Raw genomic sequence first — 12,971 nt, 5'->3', positions numbered from 1 at the left:
TACTCGCAGACCCCATGCTGCGATTACACCCGATCACACGGGATCGGTCAAGTTCGAAGAGAAATTTGAAGGCCGTTCTTGACTCGTCCAACAGCCGCCCTTATCTCCGAGCCCGTTAGCACTCCCCGGAGACGAGTGCTAACGAAAGAGATACGGATTTCCATCCGTCAATGTCATTTGATCGAGGGATAAGACAATGGCAAGCACCAATTTCCGCCCCCTGCACGATCGCGTCGTTGTTCGCCGCGTCGAGTCTGAAGAAAAGACCAAGGGCGGTATCATCATTCCGGACACCGCAAAGGAAAAGCCGCAGGAAGGCGAAATCGTCGCCGTCGGCACCGGCGCTCGTGACGACAAGGGCGCTCTCGTCGCGCTCGACGTCAAGGTCGGGGACCGCGTCCTGTTCGGCAAGTGGTCCGGCACCGAAGTCAAACTCAACGGCGAAGACCTTCTGATCATGAAGGAATCCGACATCATGGGCGTTATCGGCTGATTGCCGGCCAACGCTTTCGAAATCTCGCTGACACCTCTTTTCAGGAGTTCTCAAAATGGCAGCTAAAGAAGTCAAATTCGGCCGCAGCGCGCGCGAAAAGATGCTGCGTGGCGTCGATGTTCTCGCTGACGCAGTCAAGGTAACGCTCGGCCCGAAGGGTCGCAACGTCGTCATCGACAAGTCCTTCGGCGCTCCGCGCATCACCAAGGACGGCGTTTCGGTCGCCAAGGAAATCGAACTGGAAGACAAGTTCGAGAACATGGGCGCACAGATGGTCCGCGAAGTCGCTTCGAAGACCAACGACATCGCCGGTGATGGCACCACGACCGCAACGGTTCTGGCCCAGGCGATCGTCAAGGAAGGCGCCAAGGCTGTTGCAGCCGGCATGAACCCGATGGACCTGAAGCGCGGCATCGACCTCGCCGTTGCAGAAGTCGTCAAGGATCTTCAGGCCAAGGCCAAGAAGATCAACACCTCGGAAGAAGTTGCCCAGGTCGGCACGATTTCGGCCAACGGCGAGCGCCAGATCGGCCTCGACATTGCCGAAGCCATGCAGAAGGTCGGCAACGAAGGCGTCATCACGGTTGAAGAAGCCAAGACCGCCGAGACCGAACTCGAAGTCGTCGAAGGCATGCAGTTCGACCGCGGCTACCTTTCGCCCTACTTCGTGACCAACCCGGAAAAGATGGTCGCCGATCTGGAAGACGCCTTCATTCTCCTGCACGAGAAGAAGCTCTCCAACCTCCAGGCGATGCTCCCGGTTCTCGAAGCCGTCGTTCAGACCGGCAAGCCGCTCCTCATCATCGCTGAAGACGTCGAAGGCGAAGCTCTCGCCACGCTCGTCGTCAACAAGCTGCGCGGCGGCCTCAAGATCGCTGCCGTCAAGGCTCCGGGCTTCGGCGACCGCCGCAAGGCCATGCTCGAAGACATCGCCATCCTGACGGGCGGCACGGTGATTTCCGAAGACCTCGGCATCAAGCTCGAGAATGTTACCCTCGACATGCTCGGCCGCACCAAGAAGGTCTCGATCTCCAAGGAAAACACCACGATCGTCGACGGCGCCGGCTCCAAGGCCGACATCGAAGGCCGCGTTGGTCAGATCAAGGCACAGATCGAAGAAACCACTTCGGACTATGACCGTGAGAAGCTCCAGGAGCGCCTCGCCAAGCTCGCTGGCGGCGTTGCCGTCATCCGCGTCGGCGGCTCGACGGAAGTCGAAGTGAAGGAAAAGAAGGACCGCATTGACGACGCTCTGAACGCGACCCGCGCGGCCGTTCAGGAAGGCATCGTACCGGGCGGCGGTATCGCTCTCCTGCGTTCCTCCACCAAGATCACCGCCAAGGGCGCCAACGACGACCAGGAAGCCGGCATCAACATCRTCCGCAAGGCGCTGCAGGCCCTGGTTCGCCAGATCGCCGACAACGCCGGTGACGAAGCTTCGATCGTCGTGGGCAAGGTCCTCGACAAGAACGAAGACAACTACGGCTACAACGCCCAGACCGGCGAATATGGCGACATGATCGCCATGGGTATCGTCGATCCGGTCAAGGTCGTCCGCACGGCTCTGCAGAACGCCGCTTCGGTTGCGTCCCTGCTGATCACGACGGAAGCCATGATCGCCGAGCTGCCGAAGAAGGAAGCTCCGATGCCGGCAATGCCGGGCGGCGGCATGGGCGGCATGGATTTCTAAGAAATCCGGTCACCGAAATTCAGAAAGGGCGGTCTTCGGGCCGCCCTTTTCTCATTCAGGTTTCCTTTTGCCGAGCAGGAGGAGCAATGCCGCGGCGAAAACGATGATTGTTGCGACGCCACCCGAAAGATAGAGCGCGCCCGCTTCTCCAAACCGTTCCATGACATAGGCATAGGCAATCGGCGCAGCGGCCGAGAAAAAGAAACTCGGTGCGGCCAGCCGCCCGACCAGTGCACCGTAGCTTCGGTGATCGAAGAGGACGAGCGGCAGAGTGCCGCGCGTGATCGTCAGAAGCCCGTTTCCGGCGCCGTAGGCGAAGGCGAACACGCCCGCCGCGATGGCGGACACTCCGGAAAACAGCCCCACCACAAAGGCAAGCGGCAGGATGAGCGTTGCTGCCAGATTGAGCGTCAGCGGATCGATCCGTCCCCCGAACAGAACCTCGCAGAAGCGCGCCAGAGACTGGCCGATGCCGCGCAGGGTAGCGATCCACACGGACGCGGAAGCCGCAAGCCCCAGCCCCGCCAGCACCCCGATCATGTGCGCCGACATGCCCGCGTTCAGAAAATTGGCAAGGCTCATGATCAGCGCATAGAGACTGCCGAGAATGATCTGTTTCCGGCGACCGGTCGCGGCTATCGGCGGCGCTTTCTCGACCGCACCGGGTCTTTCCGTCAGTTTCTCCTGCCCTTTCGGAATCGAGAGATAGAGCGGGATCGTCAAAAGCGCGAAACCCGCATAGGCAAGGACCGCGCCGCGCCAGCCGAATTGCTCGGCTAGAAAATGGCCGATGGGCCAGAAGGTGGTGGAGGCCAGCCCGCCCAGAAGAGTGATTTGCGAGATCGGGCGGCGCGCCTCGGGTCCGCCGATCCGCACCAGCGCCGCAAACGCGGCGTCATAGAGGGTGAGCCGCATGGCAAGCCCGATGCAGATCCAGGCGGCATAATAGGTCGGTATGCTGTAGCTCACTGTAAGGAGAAGACAGCCCGCCGTATTCAGCAGACCGCCGGCGATCATCACCGAACGCCCCCCTTGACGATCGATGAGGCGGCCGACAAAAGGCGAGACGACCCCCATCACCAGCAAGGCGACCGCAAAGCCGCCATGCACGATTTCGGCGCTCCAACCGAGATCGGCGGCAATCAGGTCTCCGAACACGCCGATCAGGTAGTAGGAAATGCCCCAGGCGACGAGCTGGCCGAGCGCCAGGCAGAGAACCGTTTTGCGGGAGATTGCCCGGCTCATTCCTTCCGGCCTTGGGCAGGCGCGCTCCCGTCGCCTTCACCGAGCGGCCTCTGCATCAGAACCGTGTCGACCCACTGGCCGAGCTTGAAGCCGACCGAGCGCAGGGTGCCAACCTCGAGGAAGCCCATCCGCTTATGGAGCGCGCGCGAGCCCTCGTTGCCGCTGTTGCCGACGACCGCCAGCATCTGCCGCCACGGCCCCTTTTCGCAACGGGCGATGAGCGCGCCGAGCAAGGCGCTGCCGATGCCCCGCCCACCGAGGCCTTCCGCCACATAGACCGAATCCTCGATCGTGAAGCGGTAAGCCGGGCGCGGCCGGTAGGCGGTGGCATAGCTGTAACCGGCAATCCGGCCGCCCATTTCGGCCACGAGATAGGGAAGCCCCATAGCCAAAACCGAGGTGCGGCGGGAAAGCAGATCCTCCACCGTGGGCGGCACCTCCTCGAAGGTTGCGAGCCCATGAAGCACATGATGGGCATAGATTGCCTGCACCGCCTCCATGTCCGCTTCGCCCGCATCGCGGACCAGTATCCTGCCGCCGGCAGGCTCCAGTTCTGCTTCTCGCACCATATCATCGCTTTCCATCATGCATTCCCTGACATCAATCTAGAAGCCGCATGATGGCGCATGCAAATGCATAAAAGAAGCTTTGGATAATTATGCAAAGCATGAGAAATTCTTTGAATGCAGAGTCTCAATCTAGACTATCTCAGGACCTTGGTAACCGTGATCGAGCATGGCAGCTTTTCCGCCGCCGCCGAGCGGTTGGGCCTTACCCAGCCGGCGGTCAGCATGCAGATCCGCCAGTTGGAAAAGCGGCTCGGTACGGTGCTTGTCGAGCGGGTTGGGCGAAAGGCACGTCCGACGACGGCGGGTGCTGAACTTCTCGCTCATGCGGAACGTATCGATGCCGAGGTCTCATCCGCCGTCGAGGCAGTCGCGCGCCACGCGAGCGGCGCGATTGGCCGGGTGCGCCTTGGCACCGGGGCAACCGCCTGCATCTTTCTGCTGCCGCCGCTTCTCGGAAAGCTTCGCCACAGATATCCGGGCCTCGAAATCACCGTGACCACCGGGAATACGTCCGAGATCGTCAAGGCCGTGGAGGAAAACCTTATCGATATCGCGCTCGTCACCCTGCCGGCTTCCGGGCGGATGCTCGAAATCACCCCGGTCATGGGCGACGAATTCGTTGCCGTCGCGCCTCGCGACATGACCTTGCCGGATGTGGTGACGGCTGACAGCCTTTCCAAACTGCCCCTGCTGCTCTTCGAGCCTGGCGGCAATACACGCCGGATCGTCGACAGATGGTTTGCGGGCAATAATGTCGCGCTCAACCCGACCATGTCGCTCGGAAGCGTCGAAGCCATCAAGGCGATGGTCGGCGCCGGGCTCGGCTGCGCCATCCTGCCCGGCATGGCAGTACCGCCCGGCGAGCGGCCCGACCTCGTCGCAAGGTCCCTCTCCCCCCGGCTTCATCGCGAACTGGCGGTGGTGATCCGCCGCGACAAGCGCCTTCACCGGGGACTTAAGGCCTTGCGTGACGGGCTTCTCGGCCTTGCCGGCACAAGCCCGTCAGATCGATCAACGGCTGCCTGACGCTTTGTCCTATGCATCGCGCAGGAAATCTGCGCCATGCTCTTCGAGCCAGCGGTCATGGAGCCACATTTCCGTCAGGCGGCGCCCCTGGAGATCGGCCCAGACGATATCGCGCTCGAACACCATGACCTCGCGATCCGAGCCGACGATGACCCAGAACCAGCGGCCATCGGCCATGTTGCGCATCTTCACCTTCATGCCAGTCAGCGTCACCGGGCGACCAGCGCTCTGGACCGTTTCCTCGTGAGGAGCGATGAAGCTGATCCTCAAGCCGGGCAAAAGATCCGGCGCGTGGGCGCCAAGAAAGCGCATGGCTATGTTCTGTGCCTCGTCCTCGCCCGGAAGCTCGCCTTCCCGAAGCGAAAGATCCATTCGCGTGAATCCCTTGAGCCTGCCCGAAGGATCGGTGACCGTACTGAAATGCTCGCCGCCAAAACCGGAATTGCGCCCATCGGCCCGTTCGTAGCGGACGAGCCGCGCTTCCCCGCCGTCTACCGAGACCTCGCCCGCCCCGACCTGCCGATAACCCGGCGGAAGTGGAAGAGCTGCAAACCCCGCCTCCCGGCGGGAGATATCCTGTGGTGCCGCGAGGATATTCGTTTGAGCCATCGCCCTTCCCTCCAAACCGGCCAATACGACCATGGTTGCGACTGCACCCAACGCGAGCGCCGGCCTGCAGCCTGAATAAAGCACTTTCCGTTTCATGCCCGTTCTCCTTGATGAGCAAGACCAGCATCCCGGTCGATATCTTTGCACAATTCGATACGAAACGTACCGTATCATATAAGGAATGTAGGGCAAGCAAACAGCCGCTCACATTCTTGCGACTGCCTATACGCCAACCAGCTGCGGCGTAATCAGGAAGCCGGGCGTTCACTTATAGTAGACAAACCGTCCAGCATCGTTCATCTTCCAGAGGCGGAGTAAACAGTGCAGAATGTTTCCAGTAATCAACGCTTAGTCCGGCCAAGGACCATCATCGGAGACCTGAGAAAAATGTCCRCCACTTCCACAAATCTGCTTCTGCTTGCCGGCCGCGTGCTGCTTTCGGCCATGTTCATCCTGTCCGGCTATCCAAAGCTCGTCGATCCGGCCAGCACTGCCGGCATGATCGCGGGTGCCGGTCTTCCGGCGGCCACGCTGCTGGCCTATGTCGCAGGTATCTTCGAACTTCTGGCAGGCATCGCCGTTCTCGTCGGCTTCAAGACCCGGATCGCCGCCCTTCTGCTTGCGGCCTTCTCCGTCTTCACGGCGCTCGTCTTTCACTCGAGCGCGATCAACATCCCTGACTTTCCGGAAGCCGCGAACGGCATGCTGACGATGTTCAATCAGCTCAACATGATGAAGAACCTGACGATCGCGGGCGGCTTCCTGGTGCTCGCCGCAGCAGGCGCCGGCGCCTACTCGATCGATGCCCGCCGCGGCTCGGTCGCGATCAACGCTTGAATATTCAAGCCTTCCTGCCCGATCCCGGCCGCCGGATGCAAATCCGGCGGTCTTTTCATTTCGAGAGCATCAAAGAGCAGTGCGGACGGCCTGCACGAGCTTCGCCACGCGTAGATCACCGTCATGTCCGGCCTTGCGGGCCCRCACCAGACATGCCTCGCTTTTGAGGATCACCCCATCCGAGAGCACCTTCAGGTGGTTGGCCCGGAGCGTGGAGCCCGTCGAAGTGATATCGACGATGATATCCGCCTGACCCGCTGCCGGCGCGCCTTCCGTCGCGCCGAGGCTTTCGACGATCCTATAAAGCTGAATGCCGTGCTCGCGAGAAAAGAACTGCTGCGTCAGCCGCCAGTATTTCGTGGCGATCGCCAGCCGCCGGCCATGCCGGGCGCGGAAATCCGCCGCCACATCGCCGAGATCGGCCATGGTCTCGACATCGAGCCAGATTTCCGGCACCGCGACCACGACATCCGCGCCGCCAAAGCCCAGACGCGCGCAGAACTCCACCTTCTCGTCCACCTCGGGCATGCCTTCGCGCACCAGATCCTCGCCGGTGACCCCGAAATCGACGGAGCCGCTTGCGAGCTCGCGGGCGATCTCCGAAGCCGAGAGATAGGCTATCTCGACGCCTTCGATACCTTCGATCCGGCCGCGATAAGAGCGGTCGCTACCGACAGCGGAAATCGCCAGGCCGGCGCGCTCGAAAACGCCTGCGGCCTCTTCCTTGATGCGGCCCTTGGAGGGCAAGGCGATGGTGATGACGTTCATTGTTCGGCCCTCGCCGCCTTGATGCGATCGAGCCACAGAGAGAAGCCGACAGCAGGAACGTGATCGCCCGCTCCCAGCAGCGTCAGCAGACGATCGTAGCGGCCGCCGCCAGCAAGCACTGCGGAGGAGCCCTGCTCCGTCACCTCGAAGACGAGCCCGGTATAATAGTCCAGCGGGCGGCCGAAGGCGGCGCGATAGGTCATGCTGCCGATATCTGCACCCGCATTGGCGAGCGCGGCAAGCCGGGCATCGAAGAGCGCCACGGCAGCGCCGAGCTTCAGCCCGGCGGCATCGGCAAAACCGGCCAGAGCCGCCGGCGCCTCATCGAGCGGCAGTTGCAGCGTCAGGAATTCGCGCAGCAGCAGGAGAGCGGAACCATCGAGCCGGGTTTCGGCAAGCTCGAGTTTTTCCTTCAGCCTGCGGGCGATCTCCACCGGCGAGCGGCTGGCATTGGTGGAATAGCCGGTTTCCTGCATTGTCCGATCGATGCGGACCACCAGTGCCGCCTCGTTGTCGGATGCGATAAGTTCCGCGATCTCCGGATCGAGGCCGGCAACCGGTTGAGGACGGGCCAGCCGTTCCAGCAGGGCCTCCAGATGCTCCATATCACCGAAGGCATGGATCAGCCGCTTCTGCCAACCAAGCGGCAGGCCGAGCGCCTGCACCACGGCCTCGAAAACCGCCTGGTCCCCTAGCGTCAAGGCGAGTTTCCGGCCAGGGAGCAGCGCCTTCAGGATGCCGGTGGCATCGCCGATCGCCCGCGCATCGGCGCTTGCGATATCCTTGTCGCCGAGGTCCTCGATGCCCGCCTGATAGAATTCATGGGCTCCTTCGCGCCGCTGCCGGAAAACCTCTCCCAGATAGGAGTAGCGCCGCGGCGTGCCCGTCGCGATCTCGATATGCCGCAGGCAGACGGGAATGGTGAATTCCGGCCGGAGGCACAGGCTGGCGCCAGTCTCGCTCTCGGTGAGAAAAATGCGGCGGCGCAGATCCTCGCCCGCGATATCGAGAAAGGGTTCGGCCGGCTGGATGACCGGCGTATTGACCCGTTCGGTATGGCGCGCCTCGAATTCCTTCAAAAGGTCGTCGGAAAATTCAGGCATGTCGATCAGGGGCATGGAATTTCCCCTCCCCGTCGCTTCGCTCCGACCCTCCCCACAAGGGGGAGGGTAAGGTTTGCCGCACCGTTCAGTGCAGGAACATCAAACTCCGCAGTTTCACACCAGGATGGCGGCTTGCGCCGACCAGCTCCCTCCCCCTTGTGGGGAGGGTTGGGGAGGGGCCAATCAAGCATCACTCGCCCGCCTGCGGTCTTCCGCCTGCGCCGCCAGAATCTCCTTCACCTTGGCGACAAGATCCGCCTCGGGCACGGTCTCCTGCGCAACCCGCGCCTCGCGCCAGGCGGCATTGTCCTCGATCTCGCCGGAAAGGCGTTTGCCCTCGATCAAATCCTTGATCTGCACGACGCCCTGGGCGCGCTCGTCGCCGCCCTGGATGATGGCGATCGGGCAGCCGCGGCGGTCGGCATATTTCAGCTGGTTGCCGAACTTCTTCCAGTTACCCTGGTACATTTCGGCGCGAATGCCTTCCGCGCGAAGCTGCTGCGTGAACCGCTGGTAGCGGCCCATGCTTTCGACATCGCCGTCCATGACGGTAACGAGAACCGGCGCAACCACTTCATCCTGGCCAAGCTTGCCGAGGTTTTTCAGCGCCGTCATCAGGCGCGAGACACCGATGGAAATGCCCGTGGCCGGAACCGGCTGGCCCATGAAGCGCGACACAAGGCCATCATAACGCCCGCCGCCGCCGACCGAACCGAAAACGACTTTCTCGCCCTTTTCATTGGTGACGTCGAAAGTGAGTTCCGCTTCGACCACAGGGCCGGTGTAATATTCGAGACCTCGGACGACCGAGGGATCGATCTTGATGCGGTCAGGACCGTAGCCGGCACTCGCCGCCAATGCGCCAATGGTGTTCAACTCGTCGACGCCCTCACCACCCCGAGCCGTGCCAGCCACCAACTCAGCGAGCTGAACGGCACTTTCGGCATAGTCCTTGATGCCAACGAAGAAGAGAACCTTTTCAATCTGAGCGGCGTTGAGACCGGCGCCTTTGGTAAAGTCGCCGCTCTCATCCTTGCGGCCTTCGCCGAGCAGGAGCTTCACGCCTTCCGGGCCGAACTTGTCGAGCTTGTCGATGGCGCGCAGTACGGTCAGCCGCCGGCCGGCGTTCTCCTCGCCGCCGAGGCCGATCGCCTCCATGACGCCATCCAGAACCTTGCGGTTGTTGACGCGGATGACGTAATCGCCGCGCTTGACGCCGAGCGCTTCCATCGTATCGGCCATCATCATGCACATTTCGGCATCGGCCTGGACGCCAGACGCGCCGACCGTATCGGCATCGAACTGCATGAACTGGCGGAAGCGGCCTGGACCCGGTTTCTCATTGCGAAAGACATAGCCGGCGCGATAAGTACGGAACGGCAGCTGGATCTCGTTGAAGTTTTCAGCGACATGGCGGGCGAGCGGCGCCGTCAGGTCGTAGCGCAGGCTCATCCACTGGTCGTCGTCGTCCTGCAGCGAGAAGACGCCCTCGTTCGGGCGGTCGCTATCGGGCAGGAACTTGCCGAGCGCATCGGTATATTCGAAAAGCGGAGTCTCGGCAGGATCGAAGCCATAGCGCTCGTAGACCTCGCGGATCTTTTCGATCATCTCGTTGGTGGCATGGATATCGGCGGCGGAACGATCGACGAAGCCGCGCGGCAGGCGGGCTTTGAGTTTCTGCTGTTTTTGTTTCTTGTCGCTCATGATCGAAATTCCATTGCCTTCGGACCTCGGCAAGAGCCGGATTTGTGTGCGGTTTCTTAGAGGATGAAGGCCGGAGCGGCAAGGGCGGCGGCTGGTGAAGACGTCTGCGCGATGCTATATAATCTGCCCAAGGAAGGGCAAAGGCCATGAACAAGCGCGTCACGATCGAAATGCCGGATGAAATGCATAAGCTCGTCGCCGAATATGCGGCCAAGGCCGGCGCCGAACCGGATGCCTATGTGAAGGAAATCCTCGAACAGCATCTCGAGGACCTGCACGATATCGCCGCCGCCGAGGCAGCGATGGAGCGCATTCGCAATGGCGAGCGGACTTATACCTGGGAAGAGATGGAGCGCGAGCTTGGTCTGGAAGATTGAGTTTCAGGCGGCCGCGATCAAACAACTCAAGAAAATGGAGCGTAACGAGTCGGATCGCGTAAAGGATTTCCTGCATTCGCGCGTAAAGACACTCGACAATCCTCGTCAGCTTGGCATTGCCCTTGAAGGCTCGCAGTTCAAACATCTCTGGCGCTATCGCGTCGGAGACTACCGCATCATCTGCGACATTCAGGATCACCGCCTCGTTGTGCTGGTGATCGAGATCGGCCACCGGCGCGAAATTACCGCTGAGACGAATGAGATCACGTCTTCGGTACTCCGTTCATCCTCTCTTTGCTTTCGGCTCGGAAGTGACTAAATTCCGGCGCATGTCGCGTCTTGCACCATTGCTGATGTTTCTTGCCTGGCTGCTTTATGGGGCCATGCCGGCTATGGCGAGCCAGCCGGTAGCGATGCCGACATTCGACCACACCGCAGCCGCGCAGCAGCATTCCGGCCATGGCAACCACTTGGCCAAAGCGAAAGCGGACGCCACCGAACACCACGAAAACAGCCAGAAACCCTGTCCGCATGGCGCCAAGAACTGCGTCATGCCGTTCTGCGCGGCCTGCGTGACGCTCCTGCCGGAGCCGCTGCAGGCCGGCGGCAAGCATTTCACCTTTTCCTATCCGGCACCCGAGCCGGTCCAGGCATTGATCTCCGCCGGGCCTGCGCCGATCGACCCGCCTCCCCGATCCTGACCAACTGTTCGCAAATCACAGTTCAACAGATCGGACACGGGAAAGGAAAAACCATGTCTTCGAAGACCATTATTGCAACCGCAGCTCTCGCCCTTCTGCTCGCCGGCCCTCTGGTCGCCAGCCCTTTGGCGGCGCAGGAGATGAAGGGGCACGATCATTCCGCCACGACGGCGGAAGCGAGCCCTTCCGTCAAAGGTTTTACCGCAGCCAATGACAAGATGCACAAGGATATGACGATCGAATATTCCGGCGATGCCGATGTCGATTTCGTCCGCAGCATGATCCCGCACCATCAGGGGGCGATCGACATGGCCAAGGTCGAACTCGAACACGGCAAGGACCCGGAACTGCGCAAGCTCGCCGAAGAGGTCATCAAGGCGCAGACCGCTGAAATCGCCGAAATGGAAGCCTGGCTGAAGGCTCGCGGTCAGTAACAAGCGAGTGCCGGGCAGGGCTGGCTTCTTGCCCGGCATGTTTTTATCCTCCATATCAACGGTCTGGAGGCAGAGTGATCCATGCGCCCGATTACCGCGATCGGCTTCGATGCCGACGATACGCTCTGGCAGAACGAGCAATATTACCGCCTGACGGAACAGTCCTTCGTGGACCTTCTCGGCGAATTCGCCGAGGGCGCGCATATTACCGAGCGGCTGCTTGAAGCCGAGAAGCGCAACCTCGCCTATTACGGCTTCGGCATCAAAGGCTTCACACTTTCGATGATCGAGACGGCGATCGAAATCACCGGTGGCCAGGTCTCCACCGATACGATCGCCGAAATCCTGGAGATCGGCCGGAACCTGCTGCGCCATCCAGTGGAGAAACTGCCCCATGTGGAGGAAACACTTGAGGCGCTCAATGGCGAATATCTCCTGGTGCTGATCACCAAGGGTGACCTTTTCGATCAGGAGCGCAAGCTTGCCCAATCGGGGCTCGGGGATTTCTTCGATGCGGTGGAGATCGTCAGCGACAAGAACGCCACCACCTACCGGCGGATCTTTTCGAAGCTCGCCGACGGGCCCGAACGGGCGATGATGGTCGGGAATTCGCTGAAATCCGACATCGTGCCGGCGATCGCCGCCGGCAGCTACGGCGTCTTCATTCCCCATGCGCTGACCTGGGTGGTGGAGCATGTGGAACCGCCGACCGATGCGCCGCGCTTCCGCCAGATCGAGCATCTCGGCCAGTTGGGTTCGGTCATCGAAGCGATCAAGGCCGCCTGAAAGCCAGCCGCTGCGCCTCCACTTCCCTCTGGCAGAAGCAGCCGTCGAGATGGTCGTTGACCAGGCCCATGGCCTGCATGAAGGCATAGACCGTGGTCGGGCCGACGAAGGTCCAGCCGCGCTTCTTCAAATCCTTCGACAGGCGCACAGAGACCGGCGTAGTGGGATTGGCGCGCAGCGTTTCGAGATCCATCACCTGCGGCCGTTCGGCTGGGCCGGGCTCATAACTCCAGAAGTATTTCGCCAGCGATCCGAATTCATCGCGCAGTTCCAGCGCACGCCGGGCATTGTTGATGGTCGAGACGATCTTGCCGCGATGGCGGATGATGCCCGCATCGCCAAGGCAGCGGGTGATATCCTCTTCGCCGAATTGCGCAACCTTGCCGTAATCGAAGCCGGCAAAGGCGGCGCGGAAATTCTCCCGTTTGCGCAAGATTGTGAGCCAGGAAAGGCCGGACTGGAAACCTTCCAGGCAGATCTTTTCGAACAGACGGAAATCGTCCGTCACGGGCCTGCCCCATTCGTCGTCATGATAGCGGCGGTAATCATCCAGCCCCTGGTGCCAGGCGCAGCGCGGCTTGCCGTCATCACCGATGATAATGCCGTCCATTCGTCTCAAACCCCTTTTT

General features: G+C 61.4%; 15 protein-coding genes and 1 pseudogene. 9 read left to right on the top strand and 7 right to left on the bottom strand.

What is annotated here, in order from left to right; genetic code table 11:
* Nucleotides 1-196: 196 nt before the first annotated feature.
* Nucleotides 197-493, top strand: coding sequence for a co-chaperone GroES (gene groES, locus LCM4573_RS25020; RefSeq protein ID WP_071009315.1), 297 nt, complete (start codon nt 197-199; stop codon nt 491-493).
* 55 nt (nt 494-548) lie between these two features.
* A complete protein-coding gene (gene groL / locus LCM4573_RS25015; protein ID WP_071009314.1) occupies nt 549-2,183 on the top strand; it encodes a chaperonin GroEL in 1,635 nt (544 codons plus the stop codon).
* A gap of 51 nt (nt 2,184-2,234) precedes the next feature.
* Here groL and LCM4573_RS25010 read toward each other — a convergent pair whose 3' ends face one another.
* The gene (locus LCM4573_RS25010) at nt 2,235-3,428 is read right to left on the bottom strand and encodes an MFS transporter (protein WP_071009313.1); all 1,194 of its coding nucleotides are present in this window, start codon (nt 3,426-3,428) and stop codon (nt 2,235-2,237) included.
* Complete coding sequence (locus LCM4573_RS25005) at nt 3,425-3,997, bottom strand: GNAT family N-acetyltransferase (RefSeq protein ID WP_244505414.1); 573 nt, start codon at nt 3,995-3,997, stop codon at nt 3,425-3,427. The genes LCM4573_RS25010 and LCM4573_RS25005 overlap by 4 nt, the downstream gene beginning before the upstream one ends.
* A gap of 114 nt (nt 3,998-4,111) precedes the next feature.
* On the opposite strand from LCM4573_RS25005, the gene LCM4573_RS25000 reads away from it, so the two are divergent.
* Entirely contained in the window at nt 4,112-5,023 is a 912-nt protein-coding gene (locus LCM4573_RS25000) for a LysR family transcriptional regulator (protein ID WP_071009311.1), read from the top strand.
* A 9-nt stretch (nt 5,024-5,032) separates the two neighbouring features.
* Here LCM4573_RS25000 and LCM4573_RS24995 read toward each other — a convergent pair whose 3' ends face one another.
* The gene (locus LCM4573_RS24995; protein WP_198539787.1) at nt 5,033-5,728 is read right to left on the bottom strand and encodes a hypothetical protein; all 696 of its coding nucleotides are present in this window, start codon (nt 5,726-5,728) and stop codon (nt 5,033-5,035) included.
* A 282-nt stretch (nt 5,729-6,010) separates the two neighbouring features.
* On the opposite strand from LCM4573_RS24995, the gene LCM4573_RS24990 reads away from it, so the two are divergent.
* On the top strand, nt 6,011-6,469 hold the full coding sequence (locus LCM4573_RS24990; RefSeq protein WP_274534868.1) for a DoxX family protein: 459 nt from the start codon (nt 6,011-6,013) through the stop codon (nt 6,467-6,469).
* Between the two features lie 69 nt (nt 6,470-6,538).
* Here LCM4573_RS24990 and hisG read toward each other — a convergent pair whose 3' ends face one another.
* The 3 genes from hisG to hisS all read right to left on the bottom strand — a co-directional run bounded on the left by hisG (nt 6,539) and on the right by hisS (nt 10,044).
* Entirely contained in the window at nt 6,539-7,237 is a 699-nt protein-coding gene (hisG, locus tag LCM4573_RS24985) for an ATP phosphoribosyltransferase (RefSeq protein WP_071009309.1), read from the bottom strand.
* Nucleotides 7,234-8,355, bottom strand: a complete 1,122-nt coding sequence (locus LCM4573_RS24980; protein ID WP_071009308.1) for an ATP phosphoribosyltransferase regulatory subunit — start codon at nt 8,353-8,355, stop codon at nt 7,234-7,236. Before LCM4573_RS24980 ends, hisG begins: the two co-directional genes overlap by 4 nt.
* Nucleotides 8,356-8,523: 168 nt before the next feature.
* Entirely contained in the window at nt 8,524-10,044 is a 1,521-nt protein-coding gene (gene hisS / locus LCM4573_RS24975) for a histidine--tRNA ligase (protein ID WP_071009307.1), read from the bottom strand.
* Nucleotides 10,045-10,190: 146 nt separating this feature from the next.
* Here hisS and LCM4573_RS24970 point away from each other — a divergent pair, with 146 nt between their 5' ends.
* The 5 genes and pseudogenes from LCM4573_RS24970 (at nt 10,191) to LCM4573_RS24950 (ending at nt 12,342) form a co-directional block, all read left to right on the top strand.
* Complete coding sequence (locus LCM4573_RS24970; protein ID WP_071009306.1) at nt 10,191-10,421, top strand: DUF6290 family protein; 231 nt, start codon at nt 10,191-10,193, stop codon at nt 10,419-10,421.
* Nucleotides 10,405-10,665, top strand: a pseudogene (locus LCM4573_RS24965) (type II toxin-antitoxin system RelE family toxin); the annotation flags it as partial. The gene LCM4573_RS24970 and the pseudogene LCM4573_RS24965, both read left to right, overlap by 17 nt.
* A gap of 85 nt (nt 10,666-10,750) precedes the next feature.
* Entirely contained in the window at nt 10,751-11,122 is a 372-nt protein-coding gene (locus LCM4573_RS24960) for a hypothetical protein (protein WP_071009305.1), read from the top strand.
* Nucleotides 11,123-11,175: 53 nt separating this feature from the next.
* Nucleotides 11,176-11,556: a DUF305 domain-containing protein gene (locus LCM4573_RS24955; protein ID WP_071009304.1), complete on the top strand. Its 381-nt coding sequence runs from the start codon at nt 11,176-11,178 to the stop codon at nt 11,554-11,556.
* Nucleotides 11,557-11,637: 81 nt separating this feature from the next.
* A complete protein-coding gene (locus tag LCM4573_RS24950; protein ID WP_071009303.1) occupies nt 11,638-12,342 on the top strand; it encodes an HAD family hydrolase in 705 nt (234 codons plus the stop codon).
* Here LCM4573_RS24950 and LCM4573_RS24945 read toward each other — a convergent pair.
* Nucleotides 12,329-12,952, bottom strand: coding sequence for a DNA-3-methyladenine glycosylase I (locus LCM4573_RS24945; protein WP_071009302.1), 624 nt, complete (start codon nt 12,950-12,952; stop codon nt 12,329-12,331). The genes LCM4573_RS24950 and LCM4573_RS24945 overlap by 14 nt on opposite strands.
* Between the last annotated feature and the right edge of the window lie 19 nt (nt 12,953-12,971).

It is taken from the genome of Rhizobium sp. LCM 4573, assembly GCF_001854865.1.
Taxonomy (GTDB): Bacteria; Pseudomonadota; Alphaproteobacteria; order Rhizobiales; family Rhizobiaceae; genus Neorhizobium.
The sequence above is the reverse complement of the archived record's forward strand: the minus strand, read 5'-3'. Positions and strand labels throughout refer to the sequence as shown.